At 62.5% G+C, this 16230-nt stretch carries 13 protein-coding genes and 1 pseudogene; 4 read left to right on the forward strand and 10 right to left on the reverse strand.

Annotation, left to right across the window (positions count from 1 at the left end):
- Positions 1 to 117 precede the first annotated feature (117 nt).
- From N436_RS20155 to trxA, 6 genes are all read right to left on the reverse strand, one after another.
- Positions 118 to 1086, reverse strand: a complete 969-nt coding sequence (locus N436_RS20155) for a CDP-6-deoxy-delta-3,4-glucoseen reductase (protein ID WP_060498152.1) — start codon at positions 1084 to 1086, stop codon at positions 118 to 120.
- The gene (gene ubiD / locus N436_RS20160; RefSeq protein ID WP_016489755.1) at positions 1086 to 2552 is read right to left on the reverse strand and encodes a 4-hydroxy-3-polyprenylbenzoate decarboxylase; all 1467 of its coding nucleotides are present in this window, start codon (positions 2550 to 2552) and stop codon (positions 1086 to 1088) included. Before ubiD ends, N436_RS20155 begins: the two co-directional genes overlap by 1 nt.
- A 110-nt stretch (positions 2553 to 2662) precedes the next feature.
- A complete protein-coding gene (locus N436_RS20165; RefSeq protein ID WP_105947211.1) occupies positions 2663 to 2977 on the reverse strand; it encodes an addiction module antidote protein in 315 nt (104 codons plus the stop codon).
- Complete coding sequence (locus tag N436_RS20170) at positions 2974 to 3294, reverse strand: type II toxin-antitoxin system RelE/ParE family toxin (protein ID WP_110741806.1); 321 nt, start codon at positions 3292 to 3294, stop codon at positions 2974 to 2976. The genes N436_RS20165 and N436_RS20170 overlap by 4 nt, the downstream gene beginning before the upstream one ends.
- Positions 3295 to 3499: 205 nt before the next feature.
- Positions 3500 to 4759, reverse strand: a complete 1260-nt coding sequence (rho, locus tag N436_RS20175) for a transcription termination factor Rho (protein WP_003253661.1) — start codon at positions 4757 to 4759, stop codon at positions 3500 to 3502.
- Positions 4760 to 4986: 227 nt separating this feature from the next.
- Positions 4987 to 5313, reverse strand: a complete 327-nt coding sequence (trxA, locus tag N436_RS20180) for a thioredoxin TrxA (protein ID WP_016712622.1) — start codon at positions 5311 to 5313, stop codon at positions 4987 to 4989.
- Between the two features lie 256 nt (positions 5314 to 5569).
- Between trxA and ppx the strand changes: the two genes are divergently transcribed.
- A complete protein-coding gene (gene ppx / locus N436_RS20185) occupies positions 5570 to 7072 on the forward strand; it encodes an exopolyphosphatase (protein WP_105947209.1) in 1503 nt (500 codons plus the stop codon).
- On the opposite strand, the gene ppk1 is transcribed toward ppx, so the two are convergent.
- On the reverse strand, positions 7059 to 9308 hold the full coding sequence (gene ppk1, locus N436_RS20190; protein WP_110741807.1) for a polyphosphate kinase 1: 2250 nt from the start codon (positions 9306 to 9308) through the stop codon (positions 7059 to 7061). The two genes, ppx and ppk1, sit on opposite strands and share 14 nt — an antisense overlap.
- A gap of 213 nt (positions 9309 to 9521) precedes the next feature.
- Between ppk1 and N436_RS20195 the strand changes: the two genes are divergently transcribed.
- Complete coding sequence (locus N436_RS20195; protein WP_177410892.1) at positions 9522 to 10166, forward strand: DedA family protein; 645 nt, start codon at positions 9522 to 9524, stop codon at positions 10164 to 10166.
- A gap of 501 nt (positions 10167 to 10667) precedes the next feature.
- On the opposite strand, the pseudogene N436_RS28800 reads toward N436_RS20195, so the two are convergent.
- Positions 10668 to 11294: pseudogene (locus tag N436_RS28800) on the reverse strand (sterol desaturase family protein); the annotation flags it as partial.
- Between the two features lie 112 nt (positions 11295 to 11406).
- Between N436_RS28800 and elbB the strand changes: the two are divergent.
- Positions 11407 to 12066 carry an isoprenoid biosynthesis glyoxalase ElbB gene (gene elbB, locus N436_RS20205; RefSeq protein WP_025752119.1) on the forward strand — a complete coding sequence of 220 codons (660 nt, stop codon included), beginning with the start codon at positions 11407 to 11409 and terminating at the stop codon, positions 12064 to 12066.
- Positions 12067 to 12216: 150 nt separating this feature from the next.
- Here the strand turns inward: elbB and N436_RS20215 are convergent, their stop codons facing one another.
- The gene (locus tag N436_RS20215) at positions 12217 to 12669 is read right to left on the reverse strand and encodes a YaiI/YqxD family protein (RefSeq protein WP_105947205.1); all 453 of its coding nucleotides are present in this window, start codon (positions 12667 to 12669) and stop codon (positions 12217 to 12219) included.
- A gap of 169 nt (positions 12670 to 12838) precedes the next feature.
- On the opposite strand from N436_RS20215, the gene N436_RS20220 reads away from it, so the two are divergent.
- A complete protein-coding gene (locus N436_RS20220; RefSeq protein ID WP_110741809.1) occupies positions 12839 to 15694 on the forward strand; it encodes a class I adenylate cyclase in 2856 nt (951 codons plus the stop codon).
- 32 nt (positions 15695 to 15726) lie between these two features.
- On the opposite strand, the gene rnk is transcribed toward N436_RS20220, so the two are convergent.
- Positions 15727 to 16137 (reverse strand): nucleoside diphosphate kinase regulator, encoded by a 411-nt coding sequence (gene rnk, locus N436_RS20225; RefSeq protein ID WP_016712630.1) that lies wholly within the window; start codon positions 16135 to 16137, stop codon positions 15727 to 15729.
- Between the last annotated feature and the right edge of the window lie 93 nt (positions 16138 to 16230).

A 16230-nucleotide genomic window follows, 5' to 3' on the forward strand; every position in this document is an offset into this window, starting at 1 on the left:
GTCAGTGTTTCATGCACGGTTCCGACGACTGGGAAGTACTGTTTCAACAGCGGTGAAAGTTATTAGCCAAGGCGGTAACAATTACCGCCTTATACCCACACTTTCAAACTTCGGTTATTAACCGCGCGGTGCGTAGGCAAACACATCCGCACGCATGCGGTGTGCATCCATGCCGGCTTCGACCAGGGCGTCGAGGGTGGCGTAGATCATGTTTGGTGAACCACTGGCATACACATGTACGGTGTTGAGGTCGGCAATGTCCTCGCAAACCGCTTCGTGCAACATGCCGCAACGGCCTTCCCAGCCGCACAGGTCGCTGACAACCTGATGCAGGAACAGGTTGGGCAGGCGCTGCCATTCATCCCAGTGCTCGATCTGGTAGAAGTCTTCGGGCCTGCGCACGCCCCAGTACAGGTGCACCGGGTGCTTGAAGCCCTTGGCCCGGCAATGCTCGACCAGGCTGTGCATCTGGCCCATGCCGGTACCCGCGGCGATCAGCACCAGCGGCCCATCCGGCAGCTCGGCCAGATGAGTGTCGCCGAATGGCATTTCGATGCGCGCCAAACCGTCACGCTTGAGTTGCTCGATCAGTTGCAGCGCACTGGGCTCACGCGCCAGCACATGCAGCTCCAGCTCACGACCGCCGTGGGGCGCGGAGGCCAGCGAGAAGGCCGCCTGCTTGCCGCCCTCGCGCTCGATCATCAGGTATTGCCCGGCGTGGTAACGCGGCGGCTTGCCGGCTGGCGCGCGCAAACGCACCCGCCACACGTCGCCACCGACGTCGACGCACTCGCTGACGCTGCACGCCAGCTTGCGCACTGGCAGCTCGCCCAGGGCGAGCACACCGTCCCAGAGCAACACACAGTCCTCCAGCGGTTCGGCAATGCAGGTGAACAACTCGCCATGGTCGCGGACTTCGCCATCCTGGCGTACCCGGCCTTCGACCAACAACGCGGCGCAAACATGGCAATTGCCATTGCGGCAGCTGTTCGGGCAGTCATAGCCCAACCGCCGCGCTCCATCCAGGATCCGTTCCCCGGGTTCGAGCGCCAGCACCGCCCCGGACGGCTGCAACGTTACCTGCATCAATCTATTCCCAACTGATCCCACAGCTCATCGATACGGCGGGTGACGGCTTCGTCCTTGACGATGACACGTCCCCATTCGCGTGTAGTCTCGCCCGGCCACTTGTGCGTGGCGTCCAGGCCCATCTTCGACCCCAGCCCCGATACCGGCGACGCGAAGTCCAGGTAGTCGATCGGCGTGTTGTCGATCATCACCGTATCACGCTTGGGGTCCATGCGCGTGGTAATGGCCCAGATCACATCGTTCCAGTCACGGGCGTTGATATCGTCATCGGTCACAATAACGAACTTGGTGTACATGAACTGTCGCAGGAACGACCACACACCCAGCATCACGCGCTTGGCGTGGCCCGGGTACTGCTTCTTCATGGTCACCACCGCCATACGGTACGAGCAGCCTTCCGGCGGCAGGTAGAAGTCGGTAATTTCCGGGAACTGCTTCTGCAGGATCGGCACGAACACTTCGTTCAACGCCACACCGAGGATTGCCGGCTCATCTGGCGGCCGGCCGGTGTAGGTGCTGTGGTAGATCGGCTTTTGCCGGTGAGTGATGCGCTCGACGGTGAACACCGGGAAGCTGTCCACTTCGTTGTAGTAGCCGGTGTGGTCGCCGTACGGGCCTTCCGGGGCCATTTCGCCCGGGTGAATCACACCTTCCAGGATGATTTCGGCGGTGGCCGGCACCTGCAGGTTGCTGCCACGGCACTTGACCAGCTCGGTGCGGTTACCGCGCAGCAGGCCAGCGAAGGCGTACTCGGAGAGGGTGTCCGGCACCGGGGTCACGGCACCAAGGATGGTCGCCGGGTCAGCGCCCAGCGCCACGGCAACCGGGAACGGCTGGCCGGGGTTTTTCTCGCACCACTCGCGGTAGTCGAGGGCGCCACCACGGTGGCTGAGCCAGCGCATGATGACCTTGTTGCGGCCGATGACCTGCTGGCGGTAGATGCCCAGGTTCTGGCGGTCCTTGTTCGGGCCACGGGTAACCGTAAGGCCCCAGGTGATCAGCGGCGCCACATCGCCGGGCCAGCAGTGCTGGATCGGCAGTGCACCGAGGTCGACATCGTCACCCTCGACCACCACTTCCTGGCACACCGCGTCCTTGACCACCTTCGGCGCCATCGACACGACCTTCTTGAAGATCGGCAGCTTGGACCAGGCATCCTTCAGGCCCTTCGGCGGCTCGGGCTCCTTGAGGAACGCCAGCAACTTGCCGATCTCGCGCAGTTCGTCGACCGATTCGGCGCCCATGCCCATGGCCACGCGCTCTGGCGTACCGAACAGGTTACCGAGTACCGGGATGTCGAAGCCGGTGGGCTTTTCGAACAGCAACGCCGGGCCCTTGGCACGTAAGGTGCGGTCGCAGACCTCGGTCATTTCCAGGACGGGGGAAATCGGAACCTGGATGCGCTTGAGTTCGCCGCGCTGCTCCAGGCCACGGATGAAGTCGCGCAAGTCGCGATACTGCATGCATGAGCCTCGTGTTGGCCGTATCGGTCGGGGGTGCAGAGTGTAGCGCCGTTCGGGCTTGGTTTGGGGGCAAAATGCATTGGGGCAGGATCAGGCAGCTTACTTACGCCTCATCGATTGTGCGAGACCACCTTCGACAGCCCAATGCCAAGTGCTTGCAGCACCTTCAGCACGGTCGACAACTTTGGGTCGCCGTCCACTGCCAACGCCCGATAGAGGTTGGGGCGCGCAAGACCGGTAGCCTGAGAAAGGTTACCCATACCGCCGCGCGCTTCAGCCACGCGCCGGACTGCTGTCAGAAATCCTGCAGCCCCGCCAGGCTCATCGATTTCCTCAAGCGCCACGGCGACATAATCGATGGCAAAGGACTCGTCGTTGCGGAGCATTTCGAGAACACTCTCTTCATGAGAACGTGTGCCGGTCATAGCGTTACCTTGTGCCTGCGCCAAAGAGATCTGGCTTGTTCAATATCAGCCTGCTGCCGGTCTTTCGACCCTCCCCCGAGCAGGAAAATTATCCTACGCCCAATGGTGGCGTAATAGATGCGATAGCCTGGCCCGAAATCCAGTTTCATCTCGAACACGCCATCAGCCACTGGCTCGGTCACGCCAAAGTGGCCCTGCGCTGCCCGGTCGACCCTCGTAGTGATTCGCGCTTTCACCCTTGTGTCGCGAATGGTGTCCAACCATGCCTGGTAGATATCCAGGCCATTGGGGGATAGAACGTGATGAACTGCGTACATCCATAATGTACCTTAAAAGAGACAATTCCGTGTCGATATTTTGGCCAGCTTGCTAAGCACGCTGGTTTTGGGCGGGAGATTGAGGGAAGGACAAGGCAGCCCGCAGGCAGCAGGGTGGCCTGCATTCAGGATTCTGGCGAACGGACTTTTGTGACAAACAGCAAAAAGCCGGGTTTCCCCGGCTTTTTGTGTGCTCAGACGAAGCTTACTTGCGCTTCATCGACAAGAAGAACTCGTCGTTGGTCTTGGTCTGCTTGAGCTTGTCGACCAGGAACTCGATGGCGGCGATTTCGTCCATTGGGTGCAGCAGCTTGCGCAGGATCCACATACGCTGCAGCTCGTCGTCGGCGGTCAGCAGCTCTTCGCGGCGGGTACCGGAACGGTTGATGTTGATGGCCGGGAACACACGCTTCTCGGCGATGCGGCGGTCCAGTGGCAGCTCCATGTTGCCGGTGCCCTTGAACTCTTCGTAGATCACTTCGTCCATCTTCGAGCCGGTTTCGACCAGCGCGGTGGCGATGATGGTCAGCGAGCCGCCTTCCTCGATGTTACGCGCAGCACCAAAGAAGCGCTTCGGCTTCTCCAGGGCGTGGGCGTCGACACCACCGGTCAGCACCTTGCCGGAGCTCGGGATCACGGTGTTGTAGGCCCGCGCCAGACGGGTGATGGAGTCCAGCAGGATGACCACGTCCTTCTTGTGTTCGACCAGGCGCTTGGCCTTTTCGATCACCATTTCGGCAACCTGCACGTGGCGGGTTGGCGGCTCGTCGAAGGTGGAGGCAACCACTTCGCCGCGCACGGTGCGCTGCATTTCGGTCACTTCTTCCGGGCGCTCGTCGATCAGCAGGACGATCAGGTGGCACTCGGGGTTGTTACGGGTGATGTTCGCCGCGATGTTCTGCAGCATGATCGTCTTGCCCGCTTTTGGCGGAGCAACGATCAGGCCACGCTGGCCTTTGCCGATCGGGGCGCACAGGTCGATGACGCGACCGGTCAAGTCCTCGGTGGAGCCGTTACCGGCCTCCATCTTCAGGCGCTTGTTCGGGAACAGCGGCGTCAGGTTTTCGAACAGGATCTTGTTCTTCGCGTTTTCCGGGCGGTCGAAGTTGATGGTGTCGACCTTCAGCAGGGCGAAGTAACGCTCCCCTTCCTTCGGTGGGCGGATCTTGCCGACGATGGTGTCGCCGGTACGCAGGTTGAAACGGCGGATCTGGCTGGGCGAGACGTAGATATCGTCTGGGCCGGCCAGGTAGGACGCATCAGCCGAACGCAGGAAACCGAAACCATCCTGGAGAATCTCCAGCACGCCGTCACCCGAGATCTCTTCGCCGCTTTTCGCGTGCTTCTTCAGCAGGGCGAAAATCACGTCCTGTTTGCGCGAACGGGCCATGTTTTCGATGCCCATCTGTTCGGCCATTTCCAAAAGATCGGTAATCGGCTTTTGCTTGAGTTCAGTCAGGTTCATAAGGGGAGTGACGTAATCATGTAAGAAGGGAGAATTAAGCTTCTGGCTTAATGAGGCCGCGCCGCTAGATGGCGACAGGATCGCGTACTGATTCGAATTAGGGATGCTTCGGCGACGGCGTGTAGAGGGCACTGGAAAAGCAGTGCGAGGCCGAATGTAACACTTGCTTTTTTCTGCGTCTAGTGCTCTGAAAAAGAAAAGCCCCGCATTTGCGGGGCCTTTTCACATCACAGGTGAGCGTCGAGGAACGCGGCCAGCTGCGATTTGGACAGAGCGCCAACCTTGGTGGCTTCGACGTTGCCGTTCTTGAACAGCATCAGCGTCGGGATACCACGCACGCCGTGCTTGGCCGGGGTTTCCTGGTTCTCGTCGATGTTCAGCTTGGCGACGGTCAGTTTGCCCTCGTAGGTGGCAGCGATGTCGTCCAGAACCGGAGCGATCATCTTGCATGGGCCGCACCATTCAGCCCAGTAGTCGACCAGCACCGGGCCTTGAGCCTGCAGTACGTCGGCGTCGAAGCTGGCGTCGGTGACGTGTTTGATTTTGTCGCTCATGGAAATCTCCAAGGTCGTAAGCAATAAAAAACGTTGCCCATCATAGCCGCCCCTGCCGTCTACAGGAAGCTGCGGACGATTGAGTGTAACTATAGTTGTGCAAGACGCCGCGAATCGAAACTGTCATACAGCCGTCATAGAATCGAATGGCACATTGCCTTGCATCAAGGCCAGCACACCGGCTGCGTGTCACGCGTTGGCGACAGCCTGCTATCGTGGCACGATTGCCGGGTTAACGACCGAGAACAACCAGATCATGCCGCATACCATCGCGAAGAACCTGTCCCTGATCGCTGCCATCGACCTTGGCTCCAACAGTTTCCATATGGTCGTGGCCAAGGCCCACCATACCGAAATCCGCATTCTCGAGCGGCTGGGCGAGAAGGTTCAACTGGCCGCCGGCATCGGCGAGGACCGCCTGCTTAGCGAAGAAGCCATGGAGCGGGGCCTCGAATGCCTCAAGCGCTTCGCACAGCTGATCAACGGCATGCCGGCCGGCGCCGTGCGTATCGTCGGTACCAACGCCCTGCGCGAAGCGCGCAACCGCAACGTATTCATCCAGCGCGCCGAGGCCATTCTCGGCCATCCGGTGGAGGTGATCTCCGGCCGTGAAGAAGCGCGCCTGATCTACCTGGGTGTGTCGCACACCTTGGCCGACACCCCAGGCAAGCGCCTGGTGGCCGACATTGGCGGCGGCAGTACCGAATTCATCATCGGCCAGCGCTTCGAGCCGCTGCTGCGCGAAAGCCTGCAAATGGGTTGCGTCAGCTTCACCCAGCGCTACTTCCGCGACGGCAAGATCACCCCGGCCCGCTACGCCCAGGCGTACACCGCCGCGCGCCTGGAGCTGATGAGCATCGAGCACGCCCTGCACCGCCTGACCTGGGACGAGGCCATTGGCTCGTCCGGCACCATCCGCGCCATCGGCGCCGCCATCAAGGCCGGCGGCCTGGGCAATGGCGAGGTCAACGCTGAAGGCCTGGCCTGGGTCAAACGCAAGGTGTTCAAACTGGGCGAGGTCGACAAGATCGACTTCGACGGCGTCAAACCGGACCGCCGCACCATCTTCCCGGCAGGCCTGGCGATTCTGGAGGCGATCTTCGACGCCCTGGAACTGCAGCGCATGGACCACTGCGACGGCGCACTGCGCGAAGGTGTGCTGTTCGACCTGCTCGGCCGTCACCACCATGAAGACGTGCGCGAACGCACGTTGAATTCGCTGATGGAGCGCTACCATGTGGACCAAGGCCAGGCCGCGCGCGTCGAGCGCAAGGCGCTGCACGCCTTCGACCAAGTGGCCGAAGCGTGGGACCTGAAAGACGGAAACTGGCGCGATCTGCTTGGCTGGGCGGCGAAAGTGCACGAAATCGGCCTGGATATCGCCCACTACCACTACCACAAGCACGGCGCCTACCTGATCGAGCACTCCGACCTGTCGGGCTTCTCCCGCGAGGACCAGCAGATGATGGCCTTGCTGGTGCGTGGCCACCGCCGCAACATCCCCAAGGACAAGTTCGCCGAGCTGGGTGAAGAAGGTATCAAGCTACTGCGCCTGTGCGTGCTGTTGCGCTTCGCCATCCTGTTCCACCACATCCGTGGTAACCAGCAGATGCCGAAAGTAGAACTCAAGGCTGCCGATGACAGCCTCGATGTCGCCTTCCCGGAAGGATGGCTGGAACAGAACCAGCTGACCCAGGCCGACTTCGCCAACGAGGCGGAGTGGCTGGCCCGGGTCGGCTTCGTCCTCAGCGTACGTTGAGGAGCGGGTTGCTCAGGCGCTCCAGCAGGGTCGCCTGGGCACTGCGCGGGTTCTGGTTGCCGGTTGGCGTGCTGCGCACGTAACGCCCGTCTGGCTGCAAGGTCCAGGCGTGGGTGTTGTCGGTCAGGTAGCCTTCCAGCTCCTTCTTCACCCGCAGCAACAGCTTCTTGCCTTCCACCGGGAAGCAGGTCTCCACACGCTTGTCGAGGTTGCGCTCCATCCAGTCGGCGCTGGACAGGTAGATCTGCTCTTCGCCGCCATTGAGGAAGTAGAACACCCGCGTGTGCTCCAGGAAGCGGCCGATGATCGAGCGCACCTGGATGTTGTGCGAAACCCCCGGAATGCCTGGGCGCAGGCAGCACATGCCACGCACTATCAGGTCGATCTTCACGCCCGACTGGCTGGCCTTGTACAGCGCCTTGATGACCTTGGCGTCGGTCAGTGAGTTGAACTTGGCAATGATGTGCGCCGGCTTGCCTTCGAGGGCGAACTGGGTTTCCCGCGCGATCATGTCGAGCATGCCCTTCTTCAGGGTGAACGGCGCGTGCAGCAGCTTTTTCATGCGAAGGGTCTTGCCCATGCCGATCAGCTGGCTGAACAGCTTGCCGACGTCTTCGGTGAGGGCGTCGTCAGAGGTGAGCAGGCTGTAGTCGGTGTACAGGCGGGCGTTGCCGGCGTGGTAGTTACCGGTACCCAGGTGCGCATACCGCACGATCTCACCCTGTTCGCGGCGCAGGATCAGCATCATCTTGGCGTGGGTCTTGAAGCCGACCACGCCGTAGATCACCACCGCACCGGCCGCTTGCAGGCGGCTGGCCATCTGCAGGTTGGACTCTTCGTCGAAGCGCGCACGCAATTCGATCACCGCCGTGACCTCCTTGCCGTTACGCGCCGCGTCCACCAGGGCATCGACGATTTCCGAGTTGGCCCCGGAGCGGTACAGGGTCTGGCGCACGGCCAATACGTGTGGATCCTTGGCGGCCTGGCGCAGCAGGTCGATCACCGGGGTGAAGGACTCGAACGGGTGCATCAGCAGGATGTCCTGCTTGCCGATCACGCTGAAGATGTTGTCGGCGTTCTGCAGCAGTTTGGGAATCGCCGGGGTGAATGGCGTGTATTGCAGCTCCGGGTGGCTGTCCAGGCCGGTGATGCTGAACAGGCGGGTGAGGTTGACCGGGCCATTGACCTGGTACAGCTCGCTTTCGCTGAGGCTGAACTGCTTGAGCAGGTAGTCCGACAGGTGTTTCGGGCAGGTGTCGGCCACCTCCAGGCGCACGGCGTCGCCGTATCGGCGCGAGAACAGCTCGCCGCGCAGGGCGCGCGCCAAGTCGTCGACTTCTTCGGAGTCCAGCGCCAGGTCGGCGTTACGGGTCAGGCGGAACTGGTAGCAGCCCTTCACCTTCATGCCCTGGAACAGGTCGTCGGCATGCGCATGGATCATCGACGACAGGAACACGTAGTTGGCGCCTGGGCCACCGACCTCTTCCGGCACGCGGATCACCCGCGGCAGCAGGCGCGGGGCCGGGATGATCGCCAGGCCGGAATCACGACCGAAGGCATCGACACCTTCGAGCTCGACGATGAAGTTGAGGCTCTTGTTCACCAGCAGCGGGAACGGGTGGGTCGGGTCGAGGCCGATCGGGGTGATGATCGGGGCGATTTCGTCGCGGAAATAGCGGCGCACCCAGGTCTTGAGCTTGGGCGTCCAGTAACGGCGGCGAATGAAGCGGATCTGGTGTTTTTCCAGCTCAGGCAACAGCACGTCGTTGAGGATCGCGTACTGGCGCTCTACCTCGATGTGCACCAGCTCGCTGATGCGCGCCAGCGCCTGGTGCGGCTGCAGGCCGTCGGCGCCAGCCTGTTCACGGGCGAAATTGATCTGTTTCTTCAGGCCGGCGACGCGGATCTCGAAGAACTCGTCGAGGTTGCTGGAGAAGATCAACAGGAACTTGAGGCGTTCGAGCAGCGGGTAGTTCTCGTCCAGTGCCTGTTCCAGCACGCGAATGTTGAACTGCAGCTGCGAGAGCTCGCGATGAATGTACAGGCTGCTGTCGTCCAGGCCAGGGACGGCGATTGCCGGGGCAGGCGCGGGCGCCGGGGCCACAGGCTCCGCCACCAGTTCCGCTGCGGGCTCCGGCTCGGGTGCCGGCGGCAGGTCTGGTGGGGTCTGGACCATCTCTTCCGGGAGCTCCTGAGCTTCCTTGATCACGACAGGGGTGAGCACTTCGTTATTCATCTGGCGTTCCTGAGGACGTTAACGCCCTATCATCAATTGAGCGGCAAGATAAGCGCCCATTATGACGCCTGTGTTACACACCAGGGCAAGCCATGGCGCGTGCCTTCCGGCATTGTCTGAGTAGGGATTGTTCATGTCGAGACACATTTGGACACTTTCACGAACGCGCGCGAAGGGGTAGGCTGCGCGTTCATTTCGCCAGCACCTCAGAAAATGCTTCAACAATTCCTGCAGGATTTCGGCTACTTCGCCCTTTTTCTAGGCACCTTCTTCGAAGGCGAGACCATCCTGGTGCTTGCGGGATTCCTTGCGTTCCGCGGTTACATGGACATCAACCTGGTGTGCCTGGTGGCCTTCTTCGGCAGCTACGCCGGCGACCAGCTGTGGTATTTCATGGGCCGCCGCCACGGGCGCAGGATCCTGGCGCGCAAGCCGCGTTGGCAGGCCATGGGTGACCGGGCGCTGGACCACATCCGCCGCCACCCCGATATCTGGGTGCTGAGTTTCCGCTTCGTTTATGGCCTGCGCACGGTCATGCCGGTGGCCATTGGCCTGTCGGGCTACCCGCCGCGCCGCTACCTGCTGCTGAACGGCATTGGAGCGGCCATCTGGGCAATAGCCTTGGGCGCCGCTGCCTACCACTTTGGCGCCATCCTCGAAGGCCTGCTGGGCAACGTGAAGCGTTACGAGCTATGGGTGCTCGGTGGCCTGCTGGCGCTGGGTGGCCTGCTGTGGCTGCGCCGGCGCTTCCGCACCCTGCGTGCGGAGCGCAAGGCGGCGGGCCAGGCCCAGGCCCCAGAGGCTGAGCAGGCTGTAAGCCACGAGCAGGAACCAGGCCAGCGGCGCGACCACCGTTAAGCCCAAAGCACCGGCCAGGTACAATGCCGGCGCATTCAACAGCAGCCGCGCCAGTTCCAGGCGCGCAGCCCAGCGCCGGTTTTCCAGCAACGCTCCCAATACGAACAGACCAAACGCCATCAGCGACCAGCCGAGCACCAGCGCGGCGACCGGCACGCGCTCGGCCACGTCCATCAAGTAGCTGCCCAAGGCCACATAAACCACAAACTGCGCCGCCACGTAGGCTTGTTGCGCACGGCCCAAGGCAATCTCGAACTTGCGAAACAACGCCAGGTCCTGCTTGGCCTGCGGGTAGCGTGCGGCCACATCGGCCGGGCGCCAGCCGGTGGGCATGAACCAGATGCGCAGCTTGTCCCACAGGCTTGTGGTGCGCCTGGCGTCATGCCAAAGCTGGGCATAGAACTGCAGGTTGGCCCACAGCGGGTTCCAGCTGGCCAGCGGCGTGGTCACCCCGAACACCACCGGCTCAGCCGGGTCTTCCTCCTTGAAGGTGCCGAACAGACGGTCCCAGAGAATGAACACGCCGCCGTAGTTGCGATCCAAGTAAGCAGGGTTTTGCGCATGGTGGACGCGATGGTTGGATGGCGTGATCAGCACCCACTCGAGCCAACCGAGCTTGGGAATGTGCCGGGTATGTACCCAGAACTGGTACAGCAGGTTGAGCGAGGCCACAGTGACGAACACCAGCGGTGGCACCCCCAGCAGCGCCAGCGGCAGGTAGAAGATCCACGAGAAAATGAACCCGCTACTGGTCTGACGCAGTGCGGTGGTCAGGTTGTACTCCTCGCTCTGGTGATGCACCGAGTGCGCCGCCCACAACACATTGCGTTCGTGACCCAGGCGATGCAGCCAGTAGTAGCAGAAGTCGTACAGGACGAAGGCCAGCAACCACACCCACCAGGCATCGGGCGGCAAGCGCAGCAGTGCCAGGTGCTCGAAGGCCAGGGCGTAGGTCACCAACCCCACGCCCTTGGTCAGCAACCCGGTGCTGGTCGACAGCGCGCCGGTGCTCAGGCTGTTGATCGAATCGGCCAGGGTGAAGTTGCGCTGGCCGCGCACACGGTCGGCCACCAGTTCCACGGCGATCAGCACGAAGAAGAACGGCACGGCCAGCAGTATCAGGTCCATGGGCGCGGTCTCAAGCGTTATCCCACAAGATTAGGCCGCGCCCGCAGGAAACCCTATGGCGACATCTGCCAAACTAGAGGACATTTAGCGCCTCGACTCAGGAGTAGTGAACATGACAAAAAAAGTAGCGGTGATTCTTTCCGGCTGTGGCGTGTATGACGGCGCCGAGATCCACGAAAGCGTGATCACCCTGCTGCGCCTCGACCAGCGCGGCGCTCAGGTGCAGTGCTTCGCGCCGAACATTGCGCAGATGCATGTGATCAACCACCTGACCGGCGAAGAAATGCCCGAATCACGCAATGTGCTGGTGGAATCGGCGCGCATTGCCCGCGGCGAGGTCAAGGACATCCGCGAAGCCAAGGCCGAAGACTTCGATGCGCTGATCGTGCCTGGCGGTTTTGGTGCGGCGAAAAACCTGTCCAACTTTGCCGTGGAAGGCGCCAACTGCACCGTCAACCCGGACGTGCTGGCCCTGGCCGAAGCCTTCGCCGACGCCTGCAAGCCGGTGGGCCTGATCTGCATCTCGCCGGCACTGGCGGCGAAAATCTACGGGCCGGGCGTGGTCTGCACCATCGGTACCGACGCAGGCACGGCGGCAGCCGTGACGAAAATGGGCGGCACCCATGAAGAGTGCGATGTGCACGATATTGTCGAAGATACCCAGCGCAAACTGGTGACGACACCGGCGTACATGGAGGCCAAGTCGATCAGCGAAGCGGCTGGCGGGATCTACAAGCTGGTGGACCGGGTGCTGGAGCTGACGCACGAGTAACTGCAACAAGCTTCTGAAGCTGGCGCGGTCCCTGTGGGAGCGGGTTTACCCGCGAAGAATCCAACGCGGTGCATGGCACCGGCTGCGCCGGTGTTCGCGGGTAAACCCGCTCCCACAGGTCCGCGTAACAACTAGTCCCGCGAACTGAACTCAGGATTTGGACAACCGGGCAATGATCCGGTCCAACGCATTGGCAAACGCCTGCTTGTCGCGCTCGCCATAGGCCGCCTGCCCTCCCCCCACCTGGCCCTGCTCACGCAGCTCGGTAAACAGGTTGCGCGCCGCCAGGCGGTCGCCCATGTTGCGCTCGTCGAATTCGCGCCCGCGCGGGTCCAGCGCCGCCACGCCCTTTTTCACCAGGCGGTCAGCCAACGGCACATCACTGCAGATCACCAACTCGCCCGGCACAGCGTGCTCGACCAGGTAATCGTCGGCTGCGTCCATGCCGCTTGGCACCACGATCAACCGCACGATCGAGAACGCCGGCTTGGCGACGGCCTGGCCCGCCACCATCACCACTTCGAACTTGCGCTTGAGGGCGAACTTGACGATCAGATCCTTGGCCGCCTTGGGACAGGCGTCGGCATCGATCCATACACGCATCGGACTACTCTTCATGAATTCAAGGCCCCCATCATGCCTCAAGCCCGGTGAAAACTGCAGCCGCCCGGCATGCGCTGTAAAAATGGCGCCAATATTTCAATTGCCGCTTATCCGACCCCGCCACTCAGGCTAAACTCGCCACAGCTCCACTGGCCTGCCCGAGTGCGCAATGAACCACCCTCACGAAATCCGCCCAGACCTGGACGAAGGCATCGACCGCAAGGTCCTGGCGACGTTGCGTGCGCGCTTCCTGCGGCTGAACCAAGGGCGGCTGCAACGGGCCATGGAAGGCCTGTCGACACGCCAGCAACAGGTACTGACGCTGCTGCCGCTGCTGTTCCATGTGAACCACCCGCTGTTGCCGGGTTACGTCTCGGGCAGCACTCCAGCCGGCGTATCGGGCTACGAGCCAGGCGCCGACCTGGTGGTCGAGGCCCAGCGCCTGGCCCGCTCGTTCACCTACAAGGCCCGCCATGGCAACCCGCCACGCCCGATCCACGGCCTGTTCCTGATGGGCAGCCTGGGCTCGCTGGCCCAGGCCGAGCAAAGCGACATGGACCTGTGGGTGTGCCACGCGCCCGGTTTACCTGAGCCGTTGCTGGAAGAGCTGCGCCGCAAATGCCAATTGCTGGAGGACTGGGCCGCAAGCCTGGGCGCCGAGGCGCACTTCTTCCTGATCGACACGCAAGGCTTTGCCCGGGGCCAGCGCGAGGGCCAGCTAGGCTCCGACGACTGCGGCACCACCCAGCACTACCTGCTGCTGGACGAGTTCTACCGCACCACCCTCTGGCTGGCCGGGCGCACACCGCTGTGGTGGCTGGTACCTGTCTACCAGGAACACAACTACCACGCCTACACCCAGACCCTGCTGACCAAGCGTTTCATCCGCAGCCAGGACGCACTCGACCTCGGCAACCTGGCGCACATACCGCCAGGGGAGTTCGTCGGCGCCGGCCTGTGGCAGTTGTTCAAGGGTATCGATTCACCCTACAAGTCGCTGCTCAAGCTGCTGCTGACCGAAACCTACGCCAGCGAACACCCCGCTGTGCGCTGCCTGAGCCTGGATTACAAGCAAGCCGTATTCGCCAACCAGCTCGACCTCGACGAGCTGGACCCGTATGTGATGGTCTACCGCCGCATCGAACGCTACCTGCTGCAACGTGGCGAGCCTGCGCGCCTGGAACTGGTACGGCGCAGCCTGTACCTGAAGGTGAACAAGAAACTCAGCGACCAAGGCCGCAATCAGGGCTGGCAGCGCCGCCTGTTACAGCGCCTGGCCGACGAGTGGGGCTGGGACGAACGTCAGTTGGCCCTGCTGGACAGCCGCAGCCAATGGAAAGTGCAGCAGGTGGCAGCCGAACGCCGCGAACTGGTGGCCGAGCTGAACCATAGCTATCGCTTCCTCAGCGAGTTTGCGCGCACCCAGAACGCAAGCAGCCGCGCCGACCAGCGCGACCTCAACGTGCTGGGCCGGCGTTTGTATGCAGCCTTCGAGCGCCGTGCGGGCAAGGTCGAAGTGATCAACCCCGGCATCGCCCCGGACCTTGCCGAAGGCACCCTGACCCTGGTCCAGGCACCCAACCGCAGGGAGCCCGGCAGCTACCACTGGGAGCTGTACACCGGCAACCTGAATACCCATGAAGTTGAACACTTCAGCCCGATCAAACGCTGCCGTGAGCTGCTTGAACTGCTGGCCTGGGCACACCGCAACGGCGTGATCGACAGCAGCACGCGCCTGGCACTGCACCCGGGCATCAGCGACCTCACCGAGTACGAGCTGTTCAACCTGGTGGGCTGCCTGCAGCAGAGTATCCCTCTGCCCTTGCCGATCGTCAGCGAAGTGCGCCTGCTGCAACCCAGTGTTGCCGACGAGGTGCTATTGCTGGTCAACGTCGCCGTCGACCCGCTGCGCCATCACCGCGACCTGAACATCCTGATGACCACCGAGCGTACCGACGCCTTGAGCTATGCCGGCGTGCGCGAGAACCTGGTGCTGACCCTGGACCAGGTCACCCTGAACAGCTGGAACGAAGTGCTGGTGCAGCGCTACGAAGGCGAACACGCGCTGGTACGCTGCCTGCGCGACTTCCTCAACAGCCCGGTGCTGCGCGGGCACCGGCCACGGGTGCGGGTGCGTTGCTTCTGCCAGAGCCGCGCCCAGGCCATCGGCCAGCGCGTGGAGGAAATATTCGACACCGTGCAGCTATTGCTGGACCAAGGCCTGAACCACCGCTATCTGCTTCAGGTAGCCCAGCACACCCATGTACTGGAGCTGTTACCCGGGCATGTCAGCCTGGCCACCCTGGCCGGGCACGATGCGCTGCTCGGCCACCTGGGCGAAGAGCGCAGTGCCTACAGCCCGCTGTACCTGGATGCCAACGCCCTGCTGGACCACGATCTGCGCCTGGTGCTGGAACAAGGCCGGCCGGCGTGCATCCAGGTGTTCTACCGTCTGCAAGATGGCTGGGCCGACCTGTATGTGCTGGATGAATACAATGCCCTGTGGCAGCAACGCCTGCCCCTGCATGACGAAGCGCACCTGCTGCTACCGCTACAGCGCTTCCTGCGTTCGGTGGTGATGCGCCGCGATGCCCGCTTGCCGCTGGACAGCCAGCGCGCGGCCTCGCTGGACATCCACTACGCACAACTGTTGCCTGCCGGCCCAGGCAAGGCGCGCAGCATCGAGCCATGCCCGGCCCCGGTCGAGGGTAGCGCTCAGCCTTACTACGAGGTGCAGGCCATCATCCAGGCCGGTGTGGCGGGTACGGCACATGTGACGCTGTACTGCGACCAGCAAGAGTTTTCCGAGCTGGAGCATGGTGACCAACTGTATGCGGTGGTGGCCCGGCAGATCATCGGGCAGCGGCGTGGCGCGGGGCGGTACCGGTGCTACATCACCGACCTGGATTTGTCCGAGCTGCTGGATGACCGGCTGGGGGCGACGCAGGTGTACCTGAGCTACAAGCGGGTGCTGGAGCAGGCGTTGAATGAGGGGTTGGAGCAGGTGTTGGCGGAAGGCGCCTGAAATGCCGGGGCCGCTTTGCGGCCCCTTGACCCTTACAGGTCGAAATCGCCCGCCGCTTCCGGCTGGTATTCCACTTCCAGTAGCTTCAGCTTGAGGGTTTTGCCGCCCGGTGCCGGCCAGTCGATCTGCTCGCCCACCGACAGCCCCAGCAGCGCACAGCCAATCGGCGCCAGGATCGAAACCTTGCCTTCCGGCCCGGCATCCTTCGGGTACACCAGGGTCAGGTGGTAGTCCTTGCCACTGGCTTCCTCACGGCAGTGCACGCGGGAATTCATGGTCACCACGCCTGCCGGCACTTCCTCGTGACCGACCACCTGCTCGGCGCGGTCCAGCTCGTCCTGCAGGGCGAGCACACCCGGCGTACTCTCGTCGAGGCTGTCGATCAGACGCTCCAGACGCTGTACGTCCAATCGGGTGAGGATGAGGGAAGGTTTGGTGCTCATGATCCAGTCAGACTCCTTTGAACAGGCAGTTTTCAATGTGCAGATAAAGCAAAACCCCGCCCAAGGGCGGGGTTTGAGAAGGCTTTGGCGTCA

This window comes from Pseudomonas sp. RV120224-01b (assembly GCF_003208145.1).
Taxonomy (GTDB): domain Bacteria; phylum Pseudomonadota; class Gammaproteobacteria; order Pseudomonadales; family Pseudomonadaceae; genus Aquipseudomonas; species Aquipseudomonas monteilii.